At 69.3% G+C, this 23,543-nt stretch carries 21 protein-coding genes and 2 pseudogenes; 15 read left to right on the plus strand and 8 right to left on the minus strand.

Annotated features, from left to right (window positions below):
• Window positions 1-86 precede the first annotated feature (86 nt).
• Together ACWDZ6_RS28520 and ACWDZ6_RS28525 are read right to left on the minus strand one after the other, a co-directional pair.
• Complete coding sequence (locus tag ACWDZ6_RS28520) at window positions 87-377, minus strand: hypothetical protein (protein ID WP_366734932.1); 291 nt, start codon at window positions 375-377, stop codon at window positions 87-89.
• A gap of 248 nt (window positions 378-625) precedes the next feature.
• Window positions 626-1,405 (minus strand): hypothetical protein, encoded by a 780-nt coding sequence (locus ACWDZ6_RS28525; RefSeq protein ID WP_451505126.1) that lies wholly within the window; start codon window positions 1,403-1,405, stop codon window positions 626-628.
• Between the two features lie 531 nt (window positions 1,406-1,936).
• Between ACWDZ6_RS28525 and ACWDZ6_RS28530 the strand changes: the two genes are divergently transcribed.
• Both ACWDZ6_RS28530 and ACWDZ6_RS28535 read left to right on the plus strand, forming a co-directional pair.
• Window positions 1,937-2,584 carry a transglycosylase family protein gene (locus ACWDZ6_RS28530; RefSeq protein ID WP_451505127.1) on the plus strand — a complete coding sequence of 216 codons (648 nt, stop codon included), beginning with the start codon at window positions 1,937-1,939 and terminating at the stop codon, window positions 2,582-2,584.
• Window positions 2,585-2,683: 99 nt separating this feature from the next.
• The gene (locus tag ACWDZ6_RS28535; RefSeq protein ID WP_451505128.1) at window positions 2,684-3,271 is read left to right on the plus strand and encodes a transglycosylase family protein; all 588 of its coding nucleotides are present in this window, start codon (window positions 2,684-2,686) and stop codon (window positions 3,269-3,271) included.
• On the opposite strand, the pseudogene ACWDZ6_RS28540 reads toward ACWDZ6_RS28535, so the two are convergent.
• A pseudogene (locus ACWDZ6_RS28540) lies at window positions 3,234-3,839 on the minus strand (ATP-binding cassette domain-containing protein); the annotation flags it as partial. The gene ACWDZ6_RS28535 and the pseudogene ACWDZ6_RS28540 overlap by 38 nt on opposite strands.
• A 2-nt stretch (window positions 3,840-3,841) precedes the next feature.
• On the opposite strand from ACWDZ6_RS28540, the pseudogene ACWDZ6_RS28545 reads away from it, so the two are divergent.
• The 4 genes and pseudogenes from ACWDZ6_RS28545 to ACWDZ6_RS28560 form a co-directional block, all read left to right on the plus strand.
• Window positions 3,842-4,263 (plus strand): annotated as a pseudogene (locus ACWDZ6_RS28545) (hypothetical protein); the annotation flags it as partial.
• A gap of 55 nt (window positions 4,264-4,318) precedes the next feature.
• The gene (locus tag ACWDZ6_RS28550; protein WP_451505129.1) at window positions 4,319-5,605 is read left to right on the plus strand and encodes a glycosyltransferase family 4 protein; all 1,287 of its coding nucleotides are present in this window, start codon (window positions 4,319-4,321) and stop codon (window positions 5,603-5,605) included.
• The gene (locus tag ACWDZ6_RS28555) at window positions 5,602-6,402 is read left to right on the plus strand and encodes a hypothetical protein (RefSeq protein ID WP_451505130.1); all 801 of its coding nucleotides are present in this window, start codon (window positions 5,602-5,604) and stop codon (window positions 6,400-6,402) included. The genes ACWDZ6_RS28550 and ACWDZ6_RS28555 overlap by 4 nt, the downstream gene beginning before the upstream one ends.
• A gap of 61 nt (window positions 6,403-6,463) precedes the next feature.
• Entirely contained in the window at window positions 6,464-7,423 is a 960-nt protein-coding gene (locus tag ACWDZ6_RS28560) for a helix-turn-helix transcriptional regulator (protein WP_451505131.1), read from the plus strand.
• Here ACWDZ6_RS28560 and ctaD read toward each other — a convergent pair.
• Window positions 7,383-9,092 carry an aa3-type cytochrome oxidase subunit I gene (ctaD, locus tag ACWDZ6_RS28565; protein ID WP_366734954.1) on the minus strand — a complete coding sequence of 570 codons (1,710 nt, stop codon included), beginning with the start codon at window positions 9,090-9,092 and terminating at the stop codon, window positions 7,383-7,385. The two genes, ACWDZ6_RS28560 and ctaD, sit on opposite strands and share 41 nt — an antisense overlap.
• A gap of 416 nt (window positions 9,093-9,508) precedes the next feature.
• On the opposite strand from ctaD, the gene ACWDZ6_RS28570 reads away from it, so the two are divergent.
• Window positions 9,509-9,724, plus strand: coding sequence for an I78 family peptidase inhibitor (locus tag ACWDZ6_RS28570; RefSeq protein ID WP_366734939.1), 216 nt, complete (start codon window positions 9,509-9,511; stop codon window positions 9,722-9,724).
• Window positions 9,725-9,827: 103 nt separating this feature from the next.
• Here ACWDZ6_RS28570 and ACWDZ6_RS28575 read toward each other — a convergent pair whose 3' ends face one another.
• Window positions 9,828-10,817: a phosphatase PAP2 family protein gene (locus ACWDZ6_RS28575; protein WP_451505132.1), complete on the minus strand. Its 990-nt coding sequence runs from the start codon at window positions 10,815-10,817 to the stop codon at window positions 9,828-9,830.
• Between the two features lie 470 nt (window positions 10,818-11,287).
• Here ACWDZ6_RS28575 and ACWDZ6_RS28580 point away from each other — a divergent pair, with 470 nt between their 5' ends.
• Both ACWDZ6_RS28580 and ACWDZ6_RS28585 read left to right on the plus strand, forming a co-directional pair.
• Window positions 11,288-12,922, plus strand: coding sequence for an MFS transporter (locus tag ACWDZ6_RS28580; protein WP_451505133.1), 1,635 nt, complete (start codon window positions 11,288-11,290; stop codon window positions 12,920-12,922).
• Between the two features lie 112 nt (window positions 12,923-13,034).
• Entirely contained in the window at window positions 13,035-14,225 is a 1,191-nt protein-coding gene (locus ACWDZ6_RS28585; protein ID WP_326648957.1) for an acyl-CoA dehydrogenase family protein, read from the plus strand.
• Window positions 14,226-14,283: 58 nt separating this feature from the next.
• On the opposite strand, the gene ACWDZ6_RS28590 is transcribed toward ACWDZ6_RS28585, so the two are convergent.
• Complete coding sequence (locus tag ACWDZ6_RS28590; RefSeq protein WP_326648956.1) at window positions 14,284-14,721, minus strand: cell division protein SepF; 438 nt, start codon at window positions 14,719-14,721, stop codon at window positions 14,284-14,286.
• 288 nt (window positions 14,722-15,009) lie between these two features.
• Here ACWDZ6_RS28590 and ACWDZ6_RS28595 point away from each other — a divergent pair, with 288 nt between their 5' ends.
• On the plus strand, window positions 15,010-16,227 hold the full coding sequence (locus tag ACWDZ6_RS28595) for a DUF5685 family protein (RefSeq protein ID WP_451505134.1): 1,218 nt from the start codon (window positions 15,010-15,012) through the stop codon (window positions 16,225-16,227).
• Window positions 16,228-16,326: 99 nt separating this feature from the next.
• Here the strand turns inward: ACWDZ6_RS28595 and ACWDZ6_RS28600 are convergent, their stop codons facing one another.
• Window positions 16,327-17,268 carry an ABC transporter substrate-binding protein gene (locus ACWDZ6_RS28600; RefSeq protein WP_451505135.1) on the minus strand — a complete coding sequence of 314 codons (942 nt, stop codon included), beginning with the start codon at window positions 17,266-17,268 and terminating at the stop codon, window positions 16,327-16,329.
• On the minus strand, window positions 17,265-17,684 hold the full coding sequence (locus ACWDZ6_RS28605; protein ID WP_451505168.1) for a GNAT family N-acetyltransferase: 420 nt from the start codon (window positions 17,682-17,684) through the stop codon (window positions 17,265-17,267). Before ACWDZ6_RS28605 ends, ACWDZ6_RS28600 begins: the two co-directional genes overlap by 4 nt.
• Before the next feature lie 490 nt (window positions 17,685-18,174).
• On the opposite strand from ACWDZ6_RS28605, the gene ACWDZ6_RS28610 reads away from it, so the two are divergent.
• From ACWDZ6_RS28610 to ACWDZ6_RS28630, 5 genes are all read left to right on the plus strand, one after another.
• Window positions 18,175-19,038 carry an amino acid ABC transporter permease gene (locus ACWDZ6_RS28610; protein WP_451505136.1) on the plus strand — a complete coding sequence of 288 codons (864 nt, stop codon included), beginning with the start codon at window positions 18,175-18,177 and terminating at the stop codon, window positions 19,036-19,038.
• Window positions 19,035-20,804, plus strand: coding sequence for an FAD/NAD(P)-binding protein (locus tag ACWDZ6_RS28615; RefSeq protein ID WP_451505137.1), 1,770 nt, complete (start codon window positions 19,035-19,037; stop codon window positions 20,802-20,804). Before ACWDZ6_RS28610 ends, ACWDZ6_RS28615 begins: the two co-directional genes overlap by 4 nt.
• Window positions 20,805-20,876: 72 nt before the next feature.
• Complete coding sequence (locus tag ACWDZ6_RS28620) at window positions 20,877-21,770, plus strand: amino acid ABC transporter permease (RefSeq protein WP_451505138.1); 894 nt, start codon at window positions 20,877-20,879, stop codon at window positions 21,768-21,770.
• 5 nt (window positions 21,771-21,775) lie between these two features.
• Window positions 21,776-22,528 carry an amino acid ABC transporter ATP-binding protein gene (locus ACWDZ6_RS28625; RefSeq protein ID WP_451505169.1) on the plus strand — a complete coding sequence of 251 codons (753 nt, stop codon included), beginning with the start codon at window positions 21,776-21,778 and terminating at the stop codon, window positions 22,526-22,528.
• 28 nt (window positions 22,529-22,556) lie between these two features.
• Complete coding sequence (locus ACWDZ6_RS28630; protein WP_451505139.1) at window positions 22,557-23,534, plus strand: ABC transporter substrate-binding protein; 978 nt, start codon at window positions 22,557-22,559, stop codon at window positions 23,532-23,534.
• The last annotated feature ends 9 nt before the right edge of the window (window positions 23,535-23,543 follow it).

Here is a 23,543-nt window from a genome sequence, read left to right on the forward strand (position 1 = left end):
CCCCGGACCGTTCACCGGTCCGGGGCAGCGCCATGGGGGGCTCGCGTCGGTTTCCCGCGTTGGTTACCCGCGATGCTCTTTCGCGGTCACAGACCTCTGCGGGGTGCCGGTGGCAGCGCGGCCGGCTTGTGCATCCCGCTGTGCGGCCGGACCCCCGGATACGGCTGCCAGGTCCCCGGGTGGACCGTATGGCCCGGATGACTCGCCGGTCCGCCGCGGCTGCTGTGCGGCCCCGTGCCGAAGGCCTTGAAGTCGAGATCCTCCTCCCCGCTCCGGTCGCCCGGAAAGGCCCGGAACGCCCTGCGGTACTCGGAGTAGAGCGCGTCGTAGATCGGCGTGGGCGAGGGCACTGCCGGTACGTCGCTCGAGGGGCGCATGGAAGGGATCTGGCTCTGGTACGGCTGGCGGGAGGGGTCGTATGAGTGCACGTACCTGAAACGACCCCGCCGTCGGACAGATGCGGTCTCGGCGGAGCCGGATTCTTCCGGGGACGGTACAAAGACGTACGCCGGGCGTACGTTTCCGCACTCCCGGCGTATGCCGCCCGCCCGGTCGGCCGCTGTTCGGGTGCCTGCTCCTGGTCGGCACGGCCGGTGGCAGGCTTCCTGCCTGCCCAGGTGCCCGCTCAGGTGCCCGCGAGCGGCATGGCGGCGGCTACCAGCCGGCCACCGGCCGCCGCCCTCTCCAGCGCCGCACGCAGCAGGTCCTCGCGGGGCTGCTGGCCGATGGAGCCCACCGGGGCGGCGAAGACCAGGACCGTGTGCGACTTGTTGGCGGCCGCGCGCCAGCCGTCCGTGACCTGCAGCGGCTGATGGGCCTGCCACCAGGCGACGGGGCTGCCGCCGCCGGTGCCGGGCTGGAGCACGGCGTGCAGCTGGCCCATGGCGACCAGGACGGACCAGCCGGGCAGCTGATTGGGCCGGTGGTTCACGTCGGTGATCGGCAGGAAGCCCTGTTCGATCAGGAGCGGGAGGAAGTCGTCGCCGCCGTTGCCGGTCGTGCCGGGGCGGGAGATGGGCGCGGTCGGTTCGACGACCAGGGCCGGGTGCAGTTCGCCCTGGATCAGTACGAGACCGCTGGTGATGCCGAGGACGGCTTGCTTGGGACCGGTGCCGGAGATCTGCTGCTCCTCGCCGGTGATGGACCGTACCGCGCCCTGCAGCTGGTCCTCGGCGACCTGGACGACCTGTGAGGGGATGCAGGAGGCGTGGGCGAAGGCGAGAACGGCGGTCTCGTCGCCGACGAACAGCACCGTGCTGGTGCGCTCCTGCTCGGAGTCGCCCGGGGTGCGGCAGGAGGTGCAGTCGTAGCTGCCCGGGCTGTTCCTGCCGGCGAGCAGCCGGTTGGCTTCTTCGTCGCCGATCTCGGCGCGTACGTCCTCGCTGACGTCGAGCATGCGCGGCACGGGTGGCTCCTCGGACTTGAGCGGACATGTAAACGTGCGCCGGGCGGTTCCCGGCTCGTGAAGAGTTCAACGGGTGAGCTGTGGCCGGAGTCACGCGCGAGAAGGAACGGAATCGCACCATCCGAAGCAAAGGGTGATGCAGCGGCCGGAATTGGTTACTCCATGTCAACGACTGCTGGGTGTAAGGAAGTTGACGCGGTGAACAGAGTCACAGATCAGTTCAACGGCAGGTCGACAAATCATGAAATCTGCGAATCAAGTGGGTGGCCGGAAAACACTGATACTGCGAGTAACGGGCAACTGGCCTGGCATGACAAGGGATTGGTTGGTGTCAGAGGGTTGACCTCTCTAGATTCCTCGCCGTGTGCAGAGAGCACCGCCCGGGACAACCCGCCGGGCCGTACAGCCAGTACGGCACAGAAGCAGCACGGCACGACCACCTCTGGCGGGTGAGGCGGAGCGGACGAGGGCGCCGGATGCGCCGAAGTCCGCACCGCCCCGAGGGATCCCGGGTCCTTCGAGAGGGATTTGATGTTCACGAGTTCCCGTTCCATACGCAGGCGTGACACAGCAGCGCTCGTAGGTGCCGCACTGGTGGCACCGCTGGCACTGCTCGCCACCACGGGCGAGGCCCGGGCGGCGGACAACGGAGTATGGGACCGCATCGCATCGTGCGAGAGCGGCGGAAACTGGCACATCAACACCGGCAACGGCTACTACGGCGGCCTGCAGTTCTCCGCCGGTACCTGGCGGGCCTACGGAGGCGCGGCGTACGCGTCCACCGCCGACGGGGCGAGCAAGGGGCAGCAGATCGCTGTCGCCGCGAAGGTTCAGCGAGCGCAGGGCTGGGGCGCATGGCCCACCTGTGCGGCGCGGGCCGGCGCGTACGGCAGTGCACCGGCCGCACCCGAGGCCAAGGCCGAGAACAGGACCAAGGCCAACACCAAGGCCGAGAACAGGACCAAGGCCGAGGCTCCGGCGAAGGCGCCGGAGCGGTCATCGAGCCACCCCGCCCGCGGCAGCGTCCGCGGCGGCGACTACACCGTCCGCAGCGGCGACACCCTGAGCCGGATCGCCGCCGCGAACGGCACGGACTGGCGCGCTCTGTACGTCGCCAACAAGACCGTCATCGGCGGTGATCCGAACCTGATCATGCCCGGGCAGAAGCTCACTCTCTGAGGAGTTCTCGGCAGCCCCACCGGGTCCGACCGGGTGGGGCTGCCTGCCGCCCGCGCGCGGCACCCGCTCGCGCGGAACCGCACTGCCTAGCGTGACCCGATGCCGAAGATCAGCTTTTGGCCCGCGGCGCTGGTGGCCCTGCTGTTGGCAGTCGTCCCGGTGCGCGCCGCGTACGCCGCGCCCCGGCTTCCGCCGCCGCCGGCCCCCGGCGGTCCCGGTATCGGCGCCGACGCCGGATCGTGGGACTGCGCCGCCGACGGCTGGCCCTGGAGCTGCATCGCGGAGTGCGAGAGCGGCGGAGACTGGCACAGCAACACGGGCAACGGCTACTACGGCGGGCTGCAGTTCTGGCAGCCCACCTGGGAGGGGTTCGGCGGACTCGTGTACGCGCCGCGTGCGGACCTCGCCACCCGCGAGGAGCAGATCGACGTGGCGGAGGAGGTGTTGCGTGTGCAGACCTGGAGCGCCTGGCCCGTCTGTTCCAAGAAGTACGGGCTCAGCGGCCGGGTCCATACGGTCGAGCCGGGCGACACGCTGTCCGCGATCGCCGAGCGTTACCGGATCAAGGGCGGCTGGCAGGCGCTCTACGCGGCCAACAAGAAGCTGATCGGGAACTCTCCGGACCGGCTCAAGGTAGGCACGATGCTGGTCATTCCGGCGTCGGCGGCTCGGCGGGCTCTCCACTGAACACGACTGATCCGCGCCGCAGTTCATGAACCACCGACCGGCCTGCCGCTGTGGGGCGGGCCCGGCGGCAGTCGCTGTTCCGCGACCACGACCGCCGCGTCGAGCGCGCTCAGCAGCTCGTACGTACGGGCCGCGACGGATGGCGACAGGCACTGGGCGGTCTCGTCGACAAGGACGACGCGGGCCGGTGGGAGCAGCGCGCGGGAGACCGCGAGCATGCGCTGCTCGCCGCCGGACAGGGCGCCGGCACGGCGGGCGAGGAGCGGCCGGAGCGCCGGAAAGCCCTTCAGCGCGCGCTTGAAATCCCCCTCCGGAGATGCGAGTTCGAGATTCTCGGCGACGGTGGGGGCGTCGTACACCGCACGTAGATCCGGTACGAAGCACGGTCCGCGGCGCGCCCGTTCATGCGCGGGGAGACCGGTCACGTCGGTGCCGCGCCACACCACCGTCCGGCGGAGAGCGGCACGGTCCCGGCGATGGCGCGCAGGACCGAGGTGCGGTCCGAGCCGTTGCGCCCGGTCAGGACGGTGAGAGCGCCGGCGTGTCCAGGGGCGCCAGCACCGACGCCCCTACAACCAGGCGGCGTCCGCCGCCTACGCCCGCCTTGTCGCGCAGGGCCTGAAGGCCGAGGGTTACCGCGTCGTCAGCGAACAGGTCGACTTCGCCCTGTCGAATTTCCGTGCGGTTGCAGCCGAGCTCTCAAGTGGCAACCGGAGGGCTGGGCGGCCACCACGTGGTTCACCGACGCCGCCAGATCCTGCGCGGCCGATCTCACGCGCGCCTGCGTCGAGAAGTTCCTGAACCGCCCGGAGCCGTACACCGCCCGTGGGCCGCTGCTCCCCGTCTCGTACGAGAAACCGGCCGAGCCTCCCAAGGCCCGCCGTACCTGTCTGTCGGTCGCCCGCCGGCAGGACGGCAGCGGCTGGCTCTCCCGGAGCGGAGAGATGAACGACAACTGCTTCACCGTGCCCCAGCTCCCCTATCGGCCCTAGGAGCCAAGTAAGGTCCCGTTCTGCAGAGACCAAAACCAGGGGGACGCGGCAGCGTATGCACATTTCTTTCCTGCTCCACAACGCATACGGCATCGGCGGGACGATCCGGACGACGTTCAACCTCGCCCATGCCCTGGCTCAGCAGCACGACGTCGAGATCGTCTCCGTCTTCCGCCACCGTGAGGAGCCGACCATGGGCGCCCCGGCCGGCGTCACCATGAAGCACCTGGTCGATCTGCGCAGGAACAGCCCCGACTACGACGGCAACGACCCGGAGTACAAGCGCCCGGCCAGGGTCTTCCCGCGCGGCGACGGCCGGCACAAGCAGTACAGCCGCCTCACCGACGCCCGGATCGCCGCCCATCTGGGGTCCCTGCGGGCCGATGTCGTCGTCGGTACCCGGCCCGGGCTCAATGTCCATATCGCCCGGCAGACCAGGCGCGGCCCGGTCCGTGTCGCCCAGGAGCACCTCACGCTGGACAGCCACGGCTACCGGCTGCGCCGAGAGATCGGCCACCGCTACCGCCTGCTCGACGCGGTCGTCACCGTCACCGAGGCGGACGCCCGGTCCTACCGCTCGCAGCTGAAGCTGCGCGGCGTGCGCATCGCTTCCGTCCCCAACAGCGTGCCCGTGCCCACCGTCGCCCCGGCCGACGCCTCCAGCAAGTGGATCGTCGCGGCCGGCCGGCTGACCAAGGTCAAGCGCTACGACCTTCTGGTCAAGGCTTTCTCCAAGGTGGTCGCGGCCCGCCCCGACTGGCGGCTGCGGATCTACGGCAGCGGAGACGCGACGGGCAACGAGAAGAACGCCCTGCACGCCCTCATCGAGGAGCGCGGGTTGCACAACCATGTCTTTTTGATGGGGCCCGCGCATCCTCTCGAGCCGGAGTGGGTCAAGGGCTCGATCGCCGCCGTCACCTCCGGCATGGAGTCGTTCGGCATGACCATCGTCGAGGCGATGCGCTGCGGCGTCCCGGTCGTCTCCACCGACTGCCCGCACGGGCCCGGCGAGATCATCGAGGACGGTGTCGACGGCCGGCTGGTGCCGGTCGGCGACGTGGACGCGATCGCCGACGCACTGCTCGGGCTGATCAACGACGACGGACTGCGCCGGCGCACGGGCCTGGCCGCGCTCGCCGCATCCGCCCGCTTCGACCCGGTGCGGATCGCGGAGCGCCACGAGGCCCTGTTCACCGAGCTGGTCGCACGCGCCGGCAGCGGCCGCTCCCGCAGCGCGCTGCGGGATGCGGTGCACCGTGGCAGGGGCGCGGTGTACGACGCGGTCTACTCCCTGCGCTATCTGGCCGCCGACGCGATCCGGAAAAGGAAAAAGGCCTCATGACCACGTCCACCACCTCGCCCACCGAGCGGCGGACACCACGGGCGGACTGCGTCGCCGACGCGGCCTGCGGTATCACCTTCGACCTGGCAGGTGCCGGCTCGCCGGACGCGGTGCTCGTGCTGAAGCGGCGCGGCAAGGACGCGACGGACGAGGTGCGGCTGCCGCTGACCCCTTCGGGGGGCGGCACTTCGCGCGCCGTACTGCCCAGCACGGTCGAACTGGCCGAGGGCCACTGGGATGTCAGCATCGCCGGCGGGGACGCCGTCGAGTCGGGCATACGGGATGTGCGGGCGCTCCTCGACCGCGCCCCCGAGGCCGGCCGGATCGCCGTGCGTGTCCCGTACCCGACGGCGGCCGGCAACCTTGCCGTGCGCTGCTGGGTGCGCGCGCCGCACGCCGAGGCCGGCGACATCGGCCTCGCGCCGGAGCGGGGCGCGTTGACGGTGGAGGGCCGGCTGTACGGGGCCGAGCTGGGCGAGGGAGCCGTTGCCGAGGCCAGGCTCCGCTCCGGCGACCGGGTCCACGAGGTGCCGGTGACCGGCGAGGGCGGCGCCTTCGTCTTCACCCTGCCGTGCGGGCCGATGGCCCAAGAGCCCGTCGCCAAGGAGCAGTTGTGGGAACTGTGGCTGCGCCCGGCCGCGGACGCCGCCGCGGTACGGATCTCCCGCATCCTCGACGACATCTGGGACAAGAAGGCCATCTTCGTGTACCCGAAGGTGGCCACGGACACCTGTCACGCCGCCGCCTGCTACACGGGCGACAACGACCTCGGCGTACGTCTCACCGCAGCGGGCTGACGTGCGCTCCGCGCCTGTTTGAGGACAGTGGCTGTCCTCAATGGCTGGCAGACTCGCAGCCATGTTGGAGACCTCGGCAAGACTGCTGCGCCTGCTCTCGCTGCTGCAGGCCCACCGCGAATGGTCCGGCTCCGATCTGGCCGACCGGCTCGGTGTCACGCCGCGCACGGTACGGCGCGATGTCGACCGGCTGCGCGAGCTCGGCTACCCGGTCAACGCCAGCCCCGGCACGGGCGGCGGCTATCAGCTCGGCGCCGGGGCCGAGCTGCCGCCGCTGCTGCTCGACGACGAGGAGGCCGTGGCCGTCGCGGTCGGTCTGCGTACCGCCGCCGGAAACGGCATCGAGGGCATCGGTGAGACGTCCGTACGCGCCCTCGCCAAGCTGGAACAGGTGCTGCCCGGCAGGCTGCGCCGCCGGGTCGCCGCGCTCAACGCCTTCACCGTGCCGATGCTGCGCGACCCGCAGGACTCCACTGTCGACGCGAGCGTGCTGACCGAGCTGGCCAACGCCTGCCGGGACAGCGAGCGGCTGCGTTTCGAATACCGCGACCACGGCGGCTCCGTCACCCGCCGCAGTGTCGAACCGCACCGCCTGGTCTGCACCGAGCGGCGCTGGTATCTCGTCGCCTGGGACCTGGAGCGCGCCGACTGGCGTACGTTCCGGGCCGACCGCATCACGCCGAAGCCGCCGCACGGACCGCGCTTCACCCCGCGCACTCCGCCGGCCGAGGATCTCGCCGCGTATGTCTCCCGTGGCGTCTCCACCCGCGCCTATGCGGCCCAGGCGGTCATCCGGCTCCATACGTCCGCCGAGCTGGCCGCCAGGACCATCGGCCCGTCCGACGGGGTGCTGGAGGCGATCGACGACAGCAGCTGTCTGCTGCGCACCGGAGCCGCGAGCCTGGATGTACTGGTCATCCATGTGATGCTCATGGGCGTGGACTTCCAGGTGATCGAGCCGCGGGAGCTGACCGAGCACATCAGGACGGTGCGGGACCGGCTGTCCCGCGCCCTCGGCTGACGGCCTCCCGCTCTTCCACCAGCTGCTCCAGTGCCGCGAATTCGGGATGGTGCAGATCGAAGGCGGGTGACTCCGAGCGGATGCGAGGGATGGTCACGAAGTTGTGGCGCGGCGGTGGGCAGGAGGTCGCCCACTCCAGCGAACGCCCGAACCCCCACGGGTCGTCCACCTCGACCTTCTTCCCGTATTTGGCCGTCTTCCAGATGTTGTACAGGAACGGCAGCGTCGAGATGCCGAGAAGGAACGAGCCGATGGTCGAGATGGTGTTGAGGGCCGTGAAGCCGTCGTCCGCCAGATAGTCCGCGTACCGCCGCGGCATGCCCTCCGCGCCCAGCCAGTGCTGGACCAGGAAGGTGGTGTGGAAGCCGACGAAGAGCGTCCAGAACTGGATCTTGCCGAGCCGTTCGTCGAGCATCTTGCCGGTGAACTTGGGCCACCAGAAGTAGAAGCCGGCGAAGGTCGCGAAGACCACCGTGCCGAAGACGACGTAGTGGAAGTGCCCCACGACGAAGTACGAGTCGGTGACATGGAAGTCCATCGGGGGAGAGGCAAGGATGACGCCGGTCAGCCCGCCGAACAGGAACGACACCAGGAAACCGACGGCCCACAGCATCGGTGTCTCGAACGACAGCGAGCCCCTGAGCATCGTCCCCGTCCAGTTGAAGAACTTCACCCCGGTGGGGATCGCGATCAGGAAGGACATGAAGGAGAAGAAGGGCAGCAGCACCGCTCCGGTGGCGAACATATGGTGCGCCCACACCACCACCGAGAGTCCGGTGATGGCCATGGTGGCGGCGATGAGCGTGAGATATCCGAAGATCGGCTTCCGCGAGAAGACCGGGAGGATCTCGGTGACGATGCCGAAGAAGGGCAGCGCGATGATGTAGACCTCGGGATGGCCGAAGAACCAGAACAGGTGCTGCCACAGCAGCGCCCCGCCGAATTGCGGCTGGAACACCACTGACCCGAACCGTCGGTCCGACTCCAGCACCAGCAGCGCCGCCGCGAGCACGGGGAAGGCGAACAGCACCAGGATCGACGTGAAGAGCACGTTCCAGGTGAAGATCGGCAGCCGGAACATCGTCATGCCGGGCGCGCGCATCCCCACGATGGTGGTGATGAAGTTGACCGAACCGAGGATCGTGCCGAAGCCCGCGAGCGCGAGCCCCATGATCCACATGTCGGCGCCGATACCCGGCGAGCGCTCCAGCGAGTTGAGCGGAGCGTAGGCGAACCAGCCGAAGCTCGCCGGTCCGCTCGGGCTCAGCAGGGAGCCGAGCACAATCAGGGCCCCGAAGAGATACAGCCAGTACGAAAGCATGTTCAGCCGCGGGAAGGCCACGTCCGGTGAGCCGATCTGCAGCGGCATGATCTCGTTGGCGAAGCCGGCGAAGGCCGGAGTGGCGAAGAGCAGCAGCATGATGGTGCCGTGCATCGTGAACAGCTGGTTGAACTGGTTGTTGCTCATGAGCTGCAGCCCGGGGCGGGCCAGCTCGGCCCGCATCAGCAGGGCCATCACTCCGGCGATCAGGAAGAAGAGGAACGACGTGATCAGGTAGAGATGCCCGATCTTCTTGTGGTCGGTGGTGGTCAGCCAGTCCACCAGTACGCTGCCCGGCCTCCGTACCCGGGCCGGCCCCGCTGTGGCCTCGGCGGTCTCCGTGCCCATCGCTGCCCCCTGGCTGTCCGCGGCTCGCGCTTCGGTCATTCGGTATCGGGCTCCAGTCATGATGCTCGCCGGCGGGTCGTCCCCAACAGGGTGCGTACGCGGCGGAGTCGACGTTCGGCCGGGAAACGGGACGAAGGGTCGGCTGATTCCGTAAGGAACCGGTGAATTCTCCACGCCCCGTCAATTCGCCCTGTGTCACTTGCCGGAGGGTATTTCTGCCGGGAATTGAGCATGGTAGCCAAGGGCTCCTGAATTACTGCGCAAGCCGCTCTGAACTGCTCGTTCGAGTGACGGCGTTCGAGTTAAACGCGTGTCGTGATCCTGTGACAGAAGCGTGACCGCTGAGGTACGTGGGACTGCTGATGCGAAAGCGGCCAGACTTCCGTCACCGTCCGCCGCCGCCTACGGTGGGTGGCATGGTTCCCACACCGACTCCTCCCGCGCAGCCGGAGGACTCCCCCGAGGCGTATGTCGGTCTCGCCGCCGAGGATGCCGAGCAACTGGCCCGCGAGCGCGGCTGGACCACCGTCAGAGCGCTGCCGCCGGGCGCGATCATCACCATGGAGTACCTGATGGGCCGGCTCAACTTCGAGGTCGAGGGCGGCACCGTCATCCGCTGCTGGCCCGGCTGACGGGGCCGAGAGTGCCGCCGCGGCCGGCATCCGGGTACGACGAAGGCCCCGACCTGGGCGGTCGGGGCCTTCGTCGTACGGGCGGGAGCGAGCTCCGTGCCCGTCAGCCGCCCGTGGCCGGCCGTGAGGCCGGCGGACGGCGGCTGCCGGACGGAGTGATCGGCGTCCGCTCGGAGCGCACCGCGTGCGCCCGCGGCTGCGTGAGCTGCGCCGTCGTCCTCGTGCTGGACGGCGGCCGGGTGCTGCCGCTGCCTGCGGTCACCGGCTCACGGCTCTGTCCCTCGTCCTGTGTGGCCCCGCGCTGCGGGAACATCGAGGGCCGTGGGCCGCCGGCGGCGACCGGCAGCGACGGAGCGATCCGACGGCGCGCACGCCACAGCTCGCGCAGCGAGAAGATCCAGGCCTCCGCACGGCCGATCAGCGGCTCGCACCAGGGCAGGGCGAGCAGGATCAGCAGCCCGGCGGCCCAGCCGAGCAGTACATCGCTCAGCCAGTGCGTACCGAGATAGACGGTCGTGAGGCCGACACCGAGGGAGACCACCGCCGAGAGTGCCGACAAATAGCGTCTCGCCCGCGGAGTGGTGGCCAGATACGCCAGGATCCCCCAGGTCACGACCGCGTTCGCGGTATGCCCGGAGGGAAATATATCGCCGCCGGCGAAGAGTTCGGCGGAACCGATCTGCGTCGCGTAGTGGGGGCCGAGGCGGCCGAGACCGATCTTGACGGCGCCAACTGTCGCATTGAGCAGCAGCAGCGAGGCGCCGAGCGCGAGCAGGGGGCGCAGGGTGTGCTGACGCCAGGAGCGCCAGCCCAGCCAGGCCGCCACCATCACGGCCGTAGGCCCGCGCTGGCCGAGCACCACGAAGTAGTCGAGAAAGGCGTGCAGCTCCGGCCACTGCTGGTAGGGCCGGAAGAGCATGACCTTCCAGTCGATGATCACCAGCCAGGTCGAGGCGAGCACGGCCACGACGATGGCGAGATAGAACGCCAACGTCCCGCCGAAGAGGGCGAGACGGGTGCGGCTCATCCGCGGGATCTCTATCTTCGGCGGTTCCGGCTCCCGGTCCAGCCGGGCAAAGATGTCGGTACGCACCCAATCGACGTTACAGCGAGTGAGTGTCGGCCCAGGTCGAACCAGCCCGTTTGTGATGACGATGTGATGTGGAGTATGTCTCAGCTCCGGCTTTATTACGGGCCAATCCGGAAATCCCGGTGACGTCGTGTCCCATTTCTTCGGCGGCCCTCTCAGGAGGGCTCTTTCTGTGCATCAGAAATAGCTCACGGCTTGCCTGTAAGGGATTATCCCCTCATTCGGGAGTCGACCGGGATCGCCTCCGGCGAGGCCCTGGTCAGGACATCCGGAGGGCACTCGAAGGGCCGCGGCGTGGCGTACGCCACACTCGGGTGGGCATCGGGGTGAGAGATGGACCACGCGCCACACGCCTGAACTCGCGTACTCTGACGGCTCACTCGCCCGTCGATGCCGGGCCGCCCTGTGGGACACCACTCCATACCGTCCCCGGCTGGTCCACCGAGCGCGAGGGACTCATGGGAGGTACGTACATGTCCGGGACGATCACGGGCGGAGCACGGCTTCGTGCCGCCGGCGGCGGTGTCAACCGCTGGGTCGTCCTTGTCGTCCTCTGTATCAGCCTTCTGCTGGTCGCCCTCGACGCGACCGTGCTGCATGTCGCCGTCCCGTCCGTCACCGAGGAGCTCCGCCCCAGCGGCGTCGAGCTGCTGTGGATCGTGGACGCGTACCCCCTGGTCTGTGCCTCGCTGCTGATCCTCTTCGGCACACTCGGCGACCGGGTCGGCCGCCGCCGCGTCCTGATGATCGGCTACGGACTCTTCGGCGCCGCCTCCGCGGTCGCCGCCCTCGCCACCAACCCCGAGGTGCTGATCGGCGCGCGCGCCCTGCTCGGCGTCGGCGGCGCGATGATCATGCCGGCGACGCTCTCGATCCTCCGTGCGGTCTTCCCGGACCGGCGGGAGCGGGCGACGGCGATCGGCATATGGACCGCGGTCGCCGCGGTCGGTGCCGCCACCGGACCCGTACTCGGCGGCTTTCTCGTCGAGCACTTCTGGTGGGGCTCGGTCTTCCTGATCAACATTCCGCTGATGGCGCTGATCCTGCCGATAGGCCGCTGGCTGCTGCCCGAGTCCAGGGGCGGCACCGACGGCCCCTGGGACGTGCTCGGCGCGCTGATGGCGGCAGGCGGAGTGCTCGGCTCGGTCCTCGGCGTGAAGCGGCTGGGCGCCGGCGATACGGTCCTCGACGTCAGAACGGTCGGCCCGCTGCTGCTCGGCGCTGTGCTGATCGCCCTGTTCGTACGGAGGCAGAAGCGCCGTGAGCACCCGCTGATCGATATGCGGATGTTCGCCAGGGCCACGTTCTCCACCTCCGTCGGCTGCATCGTGCTCGCCATGCTCGCGCTGGTCGGCCTCGAGCTGATCGCCGTTCAGTACCTGCAGCTGGTCCTCGGCCTCGGCCCGCTGGAGACCGGACTGCGGCTGCTGCCGCTGACCTTCGCCGCGATGGCCGCCGGCGCCACCGGCTCGCACACGCTGCACCGGATCGGTCCGCGCCGGATGGTCGGCTGGGGTTTCGTCCTGACCGCCGCGGCGGTGCTGCTGCTGATCCTGATGGGACAGCACGACCGTCCGTGGCTGCTCACCACGGGCTTCGTACTCCTCGGCTTCGGACTGCAGACCACGCTGTTCGCGGCGTACGAGTCGATGCTCAGCGAGGCTCCGCCGGACCAGGCCGGCGGAGCTGCCGCGATCGGCGAGACCTCCTACCAGCTCGGTGCCGGCATGGGGATAGCCCTGCTCGGCAGCGTCATGAACGCGGCCTACGCGCCGTCGCTCCTCGGCCTCGCGGGTGTTCCCGGCCCGGCGAGATCGGCTGCGGCCAACTCGCTGGGTGAGGCCTACCAGGTGGCGGACCGGCTGGGCGGCGCCTCCGGCGAGATGGTGCGCACCACCGCCCGCCACTCCTTCGTCAACGGCCTTCATGTCGCGCTCCTGGTCAGCGCGGGTCTGCTGCTGCTCGGTGCGCTCGCAGCGCTCCGGCTGCCACGGGTCATGGAGTGCCCCACCGTCGAGAAGCGATCCCGGCCGAGGCGACCGGAAGTCTCGCTGCCGGCAAGCCGCGAGCCCGTCGAGGCGACCGGGTCTGGACGCACGGCACACTGAGACGTAACGTCAGCCCGTGCCGTAACTAACACTGCTAGTTTTCGGCGAGCCGTCCGTCCTTCCCGTGAACTTTTCTGTGATCCGCTGTGTGAGCGCCACCGGAGGCCACGCCATGTCCGCACCCTCGAAGCTGCCGCCCTTCGACGCCGGTGACCCCCTCGGCCTCGACGATCTGCTCGAACCCGAGGACCTCGCGATCCGCGACACCGTCCGCACCTGGGCGGCCGACCGCGTCCTGCCGTACATCGCGGACTGGTACGAGCGCGGAGAGCTTCCAGCCATCCGCGAGCTGGCCCGTGAGCTCGGCTCGATCGGCGCGCTCGGCATGTCGCTGGAGGGATACGGCTGCGCGGGCGCCACCGCCGTCCAGTACGGGCTGGCCTGCCTGGAACTCGAGGCCGCCGACTCCGGCATCCGCTCCCTCGTCTCCGTACAGGGCTCGCTCGCCATGTACGCGATCCACCGCTTCGGCTCCGAGGAGCAGAAGCAGCGGTGGCTCCCGGGCATGGCGGCCGGCGAGATCATCGGCTGCTTCGGCCTGACCGAGCCCGACCACGGCTCCGACCCGGCCGGTATGCGCACCTTCGCCAAGCGCGACGGCGGTGACTGGGTGCTCACCGGACGCAAGATGTGGATCACCAATGGCTCGGTGGCCGGTGTCGCCGTGGTGTGGGCGCAGACCGACGAAGGCATTCGCGGCTTCGTCGTACCGACCGACGCCGCCGGTTTCTCCGCGCCCGAGATCAAGCACAAGTGGTCCCTGCGCGCGAGCGTCACCAGCGAACTCGTCCTCGACGAGGTACGGCTGCCGGCCGACGCCGTACTGCCGGAAGTCACCGGACTGAAGGGCCCGCTGGGCTGTCTGTCGCACGCGCGCTACGGGATCGTCTGGGGCTCGATGGGCGCCGCGCGGTCCAGCTTCGAGGCGGCTGTCGAGTACGCGAAGACACGCGAGCAGTTCGGCAGGCCGATCGGCGGCTTCCAGCTCACGCAGGCCAAGCTCGCCGACATGGCCGTCGAACTGCACAAGGGGATCCTGCTCGCGCACCATCTGGGCCGCCGTATGGACGCCGGGAAGCTCCGCCCCGAACAGGTCAGCTTCGGGAAGCTCAACAATGTGCGGGAGGCGATCGAGATCTGCCGCACGTCGCGCACCATCCTCGGTGCGAACGGAATTTCGCTGGAGTACCCCGTGATGCGGCATGCGACGAACCTCGAGTCGGTGCTCACCTACGAGGGCACCGTCGAGATGCACCAGCTCGTGCTGGGCAAGGCGCTCACCGGTCTTGATGCCTTCCGGTAGGCCGGCGGCCTGTCGTCCTTGAACGCCGGACGGGCTCGCCGGCCGGCGAGCACCTTGCTCAGCTCTGGTTGAAGAAGCCGTCCTTCGCGGAGCGGCTTGCGGCCTCCCCGCTGACCACCTGAGTGTCGGCGGGGCTCAGCAGGAAGACCCGGGTGGCGACGCGCTCGATCGAGCCGCGCAGGCCGAAGGTCAGTCCCGCGGCGAAGTCCACCACGCGCTTGGCGTCGGTGGGCTCCATGGACGTGAGGTTCACGATGACCGGGACGCCGTCCCGGAACAGCTCGCCGATGGCACGGGCGTCCCGGAAGCTGTCCGGGGAGACCGTCGCGATCCGGCGGCCCTGCTCCTCGGCGGACTCGGAGGCCACGCGCACCCGCGGGTCGGTGACCCACGCGTCACCCGTCTCGGCACCCTCGGCGTACGCGTCGTCGTAGTAGCGCTCATCACTGTCCTCGACGAGTCCCAGCCAGGCGCTCGCCTTGCGCACAGATCCCATGGACGCCTCCTTCCGCTCCAGTCCGCTCATTGCGGTCTTTTCTCGTTCCTATCCCTATCGTCGTCCATGATGCGGATCGGGCGCCAAGTAGATAGTCGCCGCGCAGGGGATTCGTGACGGTACTGGTGCAGAAGATGTGGCGATTCGTCAAGATTCTTCCTGTGTACGGGGGGTTGTGGGCTCAAAATATGAAAGTCGGGCCAGGCGGGTGACGGTGGGCGCGTCCGGGTTAACGGAAGGCTCGGTACGATGCCTGCCGCACTGTTGGACGACTCTCGGGGGACCGTCGTGTTCGGAATCGTCAGGCCATGCACTCATCGCCTCACCGACGGGCTCAAGGCCGAGTGGATGGCCCATCTGTGCGGGCTCTGTCTGGCACTTCGCTCCGACCACGGCCAGTTCGCCAGGGTCGTGACCAACTACGACGGCCTGATCGTCTCGGTTCTGACGGAGGCTCAGGCCGAGCGAACCCCCGCCTCCCGGCGCACCGCGGGCCCCTGCCCGCTGCGCGCCATGCGCACCGCACCCGTCGCCCGGGGCGAGGGCGCGCGCCTGGCGGCGGCCGTCTCGCTGGTGCTGGCGTCGGCGAAGGTACGGGACCACGTCGCGGACCGGGACGGGGTGTTGGCCCGCAGGCCGGTGGCCGCCGCGGCGCGCCGGGTCGCGGCGGGCTGGGACCGGGCCGGCGCGCGCACCGGCGCCGAGCTCGGCTTCGACACGGCGGTACTGCTCGACGCCGTCGACCGGCAGGGCGGGATCGAATCGCTGGCCGGTCCCGGCACCCCGCTGCTGACCGTCACCGAGCCGACCGAGACGGCGACCGCGGCAGCCTTCGCCCATACCGCCGTACTCGCCGGAAGACCGGAGAACGTGGCGCCGCTCGCAGAGGCGGGCAAGCTCTTCGGACGGCTGGCACATGTGCTGGATGCCGTGGAGGACAGGGAAACTGACGCGGCGTCGGGTGCCTGGAACCCGCTGACCGCGACCGGCACCTCACTGGCCGAGGCACGCCGGCTCGCCGACGACGCGGTGCACGGGGTGCGCCTCGCGCTGCGCGACGCCCGCTTCACGGACGACAGGCTGGTGCATGTGCTGCTCGCCCACGAGCTGCGCGTCTCGGTGAACCGTGTGTTCGGTACGACGACCTGCTCGCACCAGGGGTACGGCGCGCCACAGCCGCCCCAGCACGGAAATCCGTACCAGGGCGGCGGCTACGGGCCGTACGGCCCGAACACCCCCTACGGCGGTGGCAACCCCGGAGTGCCCGGTGGGCCCGGCGGCCCCGGTGGGATGCCTCCGCAGTTCGGCGGTGAACCGCCGAAGCCCAAGAAGCGCGGCTTCCTGGCAGGCTGCGCGGTCTTCACCGGGCTGTTCTGCACCTGCCAGATCTGCTGTGCCAAGGAGTACGAGGGCCCCTGGTCCCGCAAGAAGCGCGAGGGCTGCTGCCGAGACTGTGACTGCGACTGTTCCGGCTGCGACTGCTGCTGCCCCTGCGACGGCTGCTGACGGGCCGTCGGGACTTCGGCCGGTCGGGTCACTTCGGGCCGGTCGGGTCACTTCAGGCGTCGGGTCAGTCCGTCCGGTCGGGTCACCTCAGCCGTCGCTTCACTTCAGCTCCGGCGGCGAGATCTGCGACTTCGCGATCGCCGACTCCGTGGTGCCCCACTTCTTCAGGATGCGGTCGTACGTCCCGTCCGTCCTGAGCTTGTTCACCGCGGCCTGGAAGGCGGGCGCCAGCGGTGTGCCCTTCTTGAAGGCGAAGCCGACGTCGAGCCGCTTGAACTCATTGAGGAACTTCGTGTCCTCCTGCTGGGTGACGGCATAGCGCAGCCCGTTGATCGTGCTCATCACCACATCGCTGCGGCCCTGCTGCAGCGAGATCCAGATCGCGCCCGACTCGCCGTATGTCTGGACCTTGTACGGCTTCTTGCCGGCCTCGGAGCAGCGGCCCCTGTTCTTGTCCAGGGACGCCTCGAAGGTGGTGCCCGCGCCGGTCGCGACATTCAGACCGCAGAGATCGGTGAAGTCCGAGATCTTCGTCAGTCTGCTGCTCTCGAGCGCGGCGAAGCCCTGACCGTCGTTGATGTACGTGACGAAGTCGATGGTCCTGCGCCGCTCGTCGGTCACCCCGAAATTGCCGGTACCCAGGTCGTACTTGCCGCTGCTCAGCGCCGGCAGGATCGCCTCGAAACTCGCCACCTCGCGCTTCAGCTTCAGCCCGAGCACCCTGGCCGCGGCCTCCGCGAAGTCGATGTCCTGGCCCGCGACCGTCCTGCCGTCCTCCAGGTAAACGGCGCCCGGCGGATTGCCGACAGAGGTGGCGACGGTGAGGGTGCCGCGGCTGCGTACGTCCGCGGGCAGCAGCTTCGCGATCGCCTCGTCCTTCGGCACCGACGACACCACATCGCCGGTCGGGATCCCGCCGGGCTTGCCACCGGTCCCGGCACCGACGCCGGCAGTCGCCGGGTTGCCCGAGCCGCAGGCGGTGAGCGTGAGCGCGGTGGCGGTGATCAACACGAAGACGGCGAGGTGGTGTTTCCTGCTCATGATGCGGGGGTCTCCAGATGTTTCTCGAACGGCAGCGGGCCGATCGACTCCGGATCTGCGGACAGATCGAAGAGCGGGCGGTATCCGGCGGCCAGATAGAGGCCCCTGGCCTCGGGCTGGCGCGGTCCGGTGGTCAGATGGATCCGGGAGTAGCCGCGTTCGGCTGCCTCCCGTTCGAGTACCCGCAGCACGCGCCGGGCGAGGCCGCGGCGGCGGTGCGCGGAGTGCGTCCAGATCCTCTTGAGTTCGGCCGTGGCGACGTCGTAGCGGCGGTACGCGCCACCGGCCACCGGCCGGCCCTGCTCCAGGAGCAGAACAAAGGCGCCGCCCGGTGGTGCGAACTCCTCGGAGGGGTAGCGCTCCAGATCGAAGGCGGAGCCGTACCGGCTGATGTACTCACGCGCCAGTTCCTCCAGGAGCGGACGGGCGAGCGGGTCGTCGACCGTGGTCCCCGGCGTACGGACAGCGCGGAACCACGGCTCGGGGTGAAGGTCATGCGTGCCCTTCTTCGAGCGGGCAGAAGGAACCAGGGTGTGGCGAGGGGGAGTGATGCGCGGTGTTATGCGGGTGAGGGCGCGAAATGCGCGAAAAGCGGCGCGACGGTGTGACGGCGCGAGCGCGAGAAAGGCAGCGGGGTCAGCTCAACAGGAAGAGGACCACACACGACCGAAGTCGATGTGGGAGCGCGTGACCAGCCACTGCTGCGAATGCATGGCCCAAGTGGAACAGGCATCCGATTCTGCGTCAACTGCCCTGAGACATACGGCTCACAGTGTGGACAGGGTTGACAGTGGGCCGTGGGCACCCCCTAGCCTCAGGAACGGATCGTGCTGAGGGGCTCGGTCCACGTTGTGTTTCAGGTGAAGGCGTTCCCGTGTTCGATCTCTGCATCCACGGAGCCTTCGCATGGCTGTGCCCACAGACACCCTCCCCGAATCTCCCGCGGCTCCGCCCTCCAGGACCGACGCCGTGCAGCCGCGTATCGTGCCCGTACGCCGAACCGGCCAGTGGGCGGCCGCAGTTGCCGTTCTGCTGCTGCTCGCGGGCGCCGTCAGCTCCGTCGTACGCAATGACGCCTTCCAGTGGGACGTCGTCGGCGACTACTTCACCTCGACGTCCGTACTGCGCGGCCTCGGTCTCACTCTCTGGCTGACCGGTGTGGTCATGGTGCTGGGCTTCACGCTCGGCACGCTGCTCGCCGTGATGCGGCTGTCCGCCAATCCCGTTCTGCGCAACGTCAGTTGGGGATACATCTGGCTGCTGCGCTCGACGCCGATCCTGGTCCAGCTGCTGTTCTGGTTCAACATCGGTGCGCTCTACCCGCAGATCCTCGGCGTCAGGACGGTCAACCTGCTCAGCCCGGTCACCATCGCGATCATCGGGCTCACTCTGCACGAGGCCGCGTACGCCGCCGAGGTGGTGCGCGGCGGCATCCTGTCCGTCGAACGCGGACAGATCGAGGCCGCCGAATCGCTCGGCCTCCGCCGGTGGCGCCGGCTGCGCAGAATCGTTCTGCCACAGGCGATGCGCTCCATCGTGCCGCCGGCAGGGAACATGCTCATCGGCACCCTCAAAGGCACCTCGATCGTCAGCGTGATCGCCGTGCAGGACCTGCTCTACTCCGTGCAGCTCGTCTACCACCGCACCTATCAGGTCGTACCGCTGCTGCTCGTCGCCACCATCTGGTACGTCGTGGTGACCTCACTCCTCAGCGTCGGCCAGCACCATGTGGAGAAGTACTACGCGCGCGGTACGGCAGGTGCGCGATGACATCCGTCGTCGTGATCGGAGCCGGTCCGCGGGGGACCGGTTTCCTGGAACGGCTGGCCGCCAACGCCCCTGAGCTGTACGCCGATCTCCCGCTGGAGATCCATCTGGTGGATCCGCATCCGCCGGGCGGCGGCCGGATCTGGCGGCACGACCAGTCACCGCTCCTGTGGATGAACTCCATGGCCGAGGACGTCACCATGTTCACCGACGACACGGTGACACTGGAGGGGCCGGTACTGCCGGGCCCCACGCTCGCGGAGTGGGCCGGTATCGACGGCCGGACCTTTCCCGGCAGGCGGCAGCAGGGCGCGTATCTGCGCTGGGTGTACGAGGAGGCGGTGGCCGCCCTGCCGCCGACCGTCACCGTGCACGAGCACCGGGCGCGGGCCCTGCGCGTGAGCGGTCCGCGCGAAGGCCGCCAGCAGGTCCGGCTCGAAGGGCGCGCGGAGCCGCTCGTCGCCGATCTCGTCGTGCTCACCCTGGGCCACCTCGACGCCGAACTCGGCGACGAGCAGACGGAGCTGGCGGACTTCGCGCGCCGCCGAGGGCTTCTCCACCTGCCGCCGGACTTCACCGCAGAGAGCGGTCTCGACGCCCTCCCGGCGGGTGAGCCGGTCATCGTCCGCGGCTTCGGGCTCGCCTTCGTCGATCTGATGGTGCTGCTCACCGAGGGCCGTGGCGGTCGGTACGAGAACGGCGAGTACCTGCCGTCGGGCCAGGAGCCCGTCCTGTACGTCGGATCACGGCGCGGTGTGCCGTACCACTCCAAGATCGGCTACGGCTGGGAGGGCGAGCGGCCGCCGCTCCCACGCTTCTTCGGACCCGCCGAGGTGGACGTGCTGCTGAGCCGGCCCGGCCCCGTCGACTATCAGCGCGACCTGTGGCCGCTCATCGACAAGGAGCTGGGCTTCGCCCACTATCACCGCCTCTTCGCCGCCCGCCCCGAGCGCACCTCGGTCAACTGGCCCGACTTCGAGGAGAAGTACGCCGCAGCGGCGCCGGGCAGCCCCGAACTGCACACCCTGGTGGCCGCCTCCGTCCCCGACCCCGCCGACCGCCTCGACCTCGAAGCGCTCGACCATCCGCTGGACGGGCTGCGCTTCGGCTCGTACGACGCACTCCAGGACGGACTGCGCAGCTACATCACCGCCGACCTCGAGCGCCGCCACGACCGGACCCACAGTGAAGACCTCGCGGTCTTCCTCGGACTGCTCTCCGTCTACGGGCAGCTGATCCGGCTCGGCGACATCGGCGGCCGATGGCACGGCTTCTTCAGCCATCTCGCCTCCGGCCCGCCCGGGCCGCGGCTGCGTCAGCTCCTCGCGCTCTCGCGTGCCGGTGTCGTCCGCTTCCTCGGCGCCGGTATCACCGTCGAGGCCGACGAGGAGCGGGCGGTCTTCCGGGCAGGCGGTGCCGGCGTTCCGGGGGAGTGGATCGAGGCGCGGGCGCTGGTCGAGGCCCGGCTGCCCGAACCCTCACTGGAACGCACCCGCAGTCCGCTGCTGCGCGCGCTGTACGCGGACGGTGCCGCCGCGACCCCCACCGGACTGCTGTCGGTGGACCCCGGGGACGGCAGGGTGCTCGAGCGGGGAGGCCGGCCGCATCCGCGCCGCTTCGCGCTGGGCCCGCACACCACCGCGCGGGCGGGCGGGGCCTTCACCAGGCCGCGCACGGGCGGCGCGGCATTCAGGCAGAACGATGCCACCGCGCGTACCGCGCTCGCCCTGCTTCGCGATCTCGCCTGTCGTGAGCACGTGAGCACGTGAGCACGTGAGCACGTGAGCACGTGAGCGCCTGAGACCCACCCCCCTTCCCGTACGCACGAACGTGAGGACCCCATGTCGCTGACCAGCGATCCACCTGTCGACACAGCACCGCCACCCACCGTCGCGGAACCTGAGGACTACGGTGCGCTGAAGGTGGTGCCCGTGCGCCACCCCTGGCGCTGGGCCGCCGTCGCCGCCACCGCGATCCTGCTGGCGCAGTTCCTGCACGGGCTGGCCACCAACCCCGGTTGGGAGTGGGACGTCTTCGCGCAGTTCTTCACGGCCGAGGTGATCCTCAAGGCCGTCTGGATCACCATCCAGCTGACCTTCTACGGCACGACGATCGGCTTCGCCCTCGGCATCGTCCTTGCCTTCATGCGGCTGTCGGCGAGCCCCTTCCTCAGGGCGGCGGCCTTCACCTACATCTGGGCGTTCCGCTCGATCCCGCTCATCGTGCAGCTGCTCTTCTGGTTCAACCTCGCCTACCTCTACAAGGAGCTGCAGTTCGGAATCCCCTTCGGGCCCGGCTTCTTCTCCTTCGACACGATGGGCCTGGTCGGCGCGATGAGCGCGGCCGTCCTCGGACTCGCCCTGCACCAGGCGGCGTACGCGGCGGAGATCGTCCGCGGCGGCGTACTGGCCGTGGACAGCGGTCAGCTGGAGGCGGCGGCAGCACTCGGCATCCCCCGGCTGCGCCGGCTGCGGCGCATCGTGCTGCCCCAGGCGATGCGCTCGATCCTCCCCAGCGCCGCCAATGAGATCGTCTCCCTCTTCAAGGGCACCTCGATCGTCTCCGTCATGGCGATCGGCGAGCTCTTCTACCAGGTCCAGGTCATCTACGGACGAAACGGCCGGGTCGTCCCGCTGCTGATGGTCGCCACCGCCTGGTACATCCTCCTGACCACCGTGCTCTCCGTTCTCCAGCACTACGTGGAACGCCACTTCGCAAAGGGGGCCACGCGATGAGCGCGATGGTCGACGTACGGTCCGTGCACAAGAGCTTCGGCGCGCTGGAGGTGCTGCGCGGAGTCGATCTCGAGGTGGGTACGGGGGAGGTCGCCGTCGTACTCGGGCCATCAGGCTCGGGCAAGTCCACGCTGCTGCGCACCATCAACCATCTGGAAAAGGTCGACAGCGGCTGGATCAGCGTCGACGGCTCGCTCGTCGGCTACCGCCGTTCCGGCGACAAGCTGTACGAGCTGCGCGAGCGCGAGGTACTCAAGCAGCGCACCCGGATCGGCTTCGTCTTCCAGAACTTCAACCTCTTCCCGCACCTCACCGTGATCGAGAACATCATCGAGGCGCCGGTCGCCGCGCTGAAACGGCCTCGAAAGACGGCCGTCGCGACTGCGGAGAAGCTCCTCGCCAGGGTCGGACTCGAGGACAAGGCGTCCGCCTACCCCAAGCAGCTCTCCGGCGGGCAACAGCAGCGCGTCGCCATCGCCCGCGCGCTGGCCCTGGAGCCGAAGCTGCTGCTCTTCGACGAGCCGACGTCCGCCCTCGACCCCGAACTGGTCGGCGAAGTCCTGGACGTCATGAAGGACTTGGCGCGCCAGGGCACCACGATGATCGTCGTCACCCACGAGATCGGATTCGCCCGTGAGGTCGCCGACACCGTGATCTTCATGGACGACGGCCGGATCGTCGAGCAGGGCGCTCCCGCCGACGTACTCGACAGCCCTCGCCACGAGCGCACCCGCGCGTTCCTTTCCAAGGTCCTGTGAATCACCCATGTATGCAAGGAGTTTCCACGTGAACACCCGTCGTGCCTTCGCCACCGCCGTCGCCGTGCTCGCCGCCTCCGGTCTGCTCGCCGCCTGCGGAGGCACCGGCGACGCCGCGACCGACGCGGTGAAGCCCAAGGGCCGGCCGGGCGAGGGCATCAATATCTCGCCCGACCAGCACCGCATCCGAGGCAAGAAGGTCGACGCCATCGCCGCCAAGGTGCCCGACGCGATCCGTGAGCGCGGCACGATCCGCATCGGTGCCAGCGCCGACGCCTCGCCACCGCTCGGCTTCTATGCGACCGACGACAAGACGCGGATCGGCGCCGAGATCGACATCGCCACGCTGATCGTCGACACCCTCGGCCTGAAGCCGCAGTTCGAGGAGGTCTCCTGGGAGAACCTCTTCGTCGGCCTGGACAGCTCCAAGTTCGACGGGGTCCTGTCCAATGTCACGGTCACCGAGGAGCGCAAGGAGAAGTACGACTTCGCGACCTACCGGCTCGACAACCTGGCCTTCGAGGCAAAGAAGGGCACCAGCTGGCAGGTGCGGGGGCCGAAGGACGTGGCGGGGAAGACCATCTCCGTCTCCTCCGGCACCAACCAGGAGAAGATCCTTGTCGACTGGAGCGAGCAGAACGTCAAGGCAGGCCGCAAGCCCGTCGACATCAAGTACTTCCAGAAGGACACCGACTACTACCTCGCTCTCCAGTCGGGCCGTATCGACGCCTACCTCGGGCCGAACCCGACGGCCGCGCACCACGTCGCCTCCGCCGGACAGACCCGGATCATCGGCACCCTGTCGGGCGGCGGCTCGCAGGTCCAGGGCAAGATCGCCGCGAGCACCAAGAAGGGCAGCGGCCTGGTCGAGGCGTATGCCGCGGCGATCGACCGGATCATCAAGGACGGGTCGTACGCCGAAGTGCTGAAGCGCTGGGGGCTCTCGAGCGAGGCCGTCGCGAAGTCGGAGATCAACCCGCCCGGCCTGCCCAAGCCCAAGAACTGACCAGCACAG

This window comes from Streptomyces sp. NPDC002926 (assembly GCF_053591755.1).

Coding starts and splice junctions, on each gene's coding strand:
- ACWDZ6_RS28520 (WP_366734932.1), bottom strand. CDS start 377: ATGCGCCCCTCGAGCGACGTACCGGCAGTGCCCTCGCCCACGCCGATC.
- ACWDZ6_RS28530 (WP_451505127.1), top strand. CDS start 1,937: ATGTTCACGAGTTCCCGTTCCATACGCAGGCGTGACACAGCAGCGCTC.
- ACWDZ6_RS28535 (WP_451505128.1), top strand. CDS start 2,684: ATGCCGAAGATCAGCTTTTGGCCCGCGGCGCTGGTGGCCCTGCTGTTG.
- ACWDZ6_RS28550 (WP_451505129.1), top strand. CDS start 4,319: ATGCACATTTCTTTCCTGCTCCACAACGCATACGGCATCGGCGGGACG.
- ACWDZ6_RS28555 (WP_451505130.1), top strand. CDS start 5,602: ATGACCACGTCCACCACCTCGCCCACCGAGCGGCGGACACCACGGGCG.
- ACWDZ6_RS28560 (WP_451505131.1), top strand. CDS start 6,464: ATGTTGGAGACCTCGGCAAGACTGCTGCGCCTGCTCTCGCTGCTGCAG.
- ctaD (WP_366734954.1), bottom strand. CDS start 9,092: ATGGGCACGGAGACCGCCGAGGCCACAGCGGGGCCGGCCCGGGTACGG.
- ACWDZ6_RS28570 (WP_366734939.1), top strand. CDS start 9,509: ATGGTTCCCACACCGACTCCTCCCGCGCAGCCGGAGGACTCCCCCGAG.
- ACWDZ6_RS28580 (WP_451505133.1), top strand. CDS start 11,288: ATGTCCGGGACGATCACGGGCGGAGCACGGCTTCGTGCCGCCGGCGGC.
- ACWDZ6_RS28585 (WP_326648957.1), top strand. CDS start 13,035: ATGTCCGCACCCTCGAAGCTGCCGCCCTTCGACGCCGGTGACCCCCTC.
- ACWDZ6_RS28590 (WP_326648956.1), bottom strand. CDS start 14,721: ATGGGATCTGTGCGCAAGGCGAGCGCCTGGCTGGGACTCGTCGAGGAC.
- ACWDZ6_RS28600 (WP_451505135.1), bottom strand. CDS start 17,268: ATGAGCAGGAAACACCACCTCGCCGTCTTCGTGTTGATCACCGCCACC.
- ACWDZ6_RS28610 (WP_451505136.1), top strand. CDS start 18,175: ATGGCTGTGCCCACAGACACCCTCCCCGAATCTCCCGCGGCTCCGCCC.
- ACWDZ6_RS28615 (WP_451505137.1), top strand. CDS start 19,035: ATGACATCCGTCGTCGTGATCGGAGCCGGTCCGCGGGGGACCGGTTTC.
- ACWDZ6_RS28620 (WP_451505138.1), top strand. CDS start 20,877: ATGTCGCTGACCAGCGATCCACCTGTCGACACAGCACCGCCACCCACC.
- ACWDZ6_RS28625 (WP_451505169.1), top strand. CDS start 21,776: ATGGTCGACGTACGGTCCGTGCACAAGAGCTTCGGCGCGCTGGAGGTG.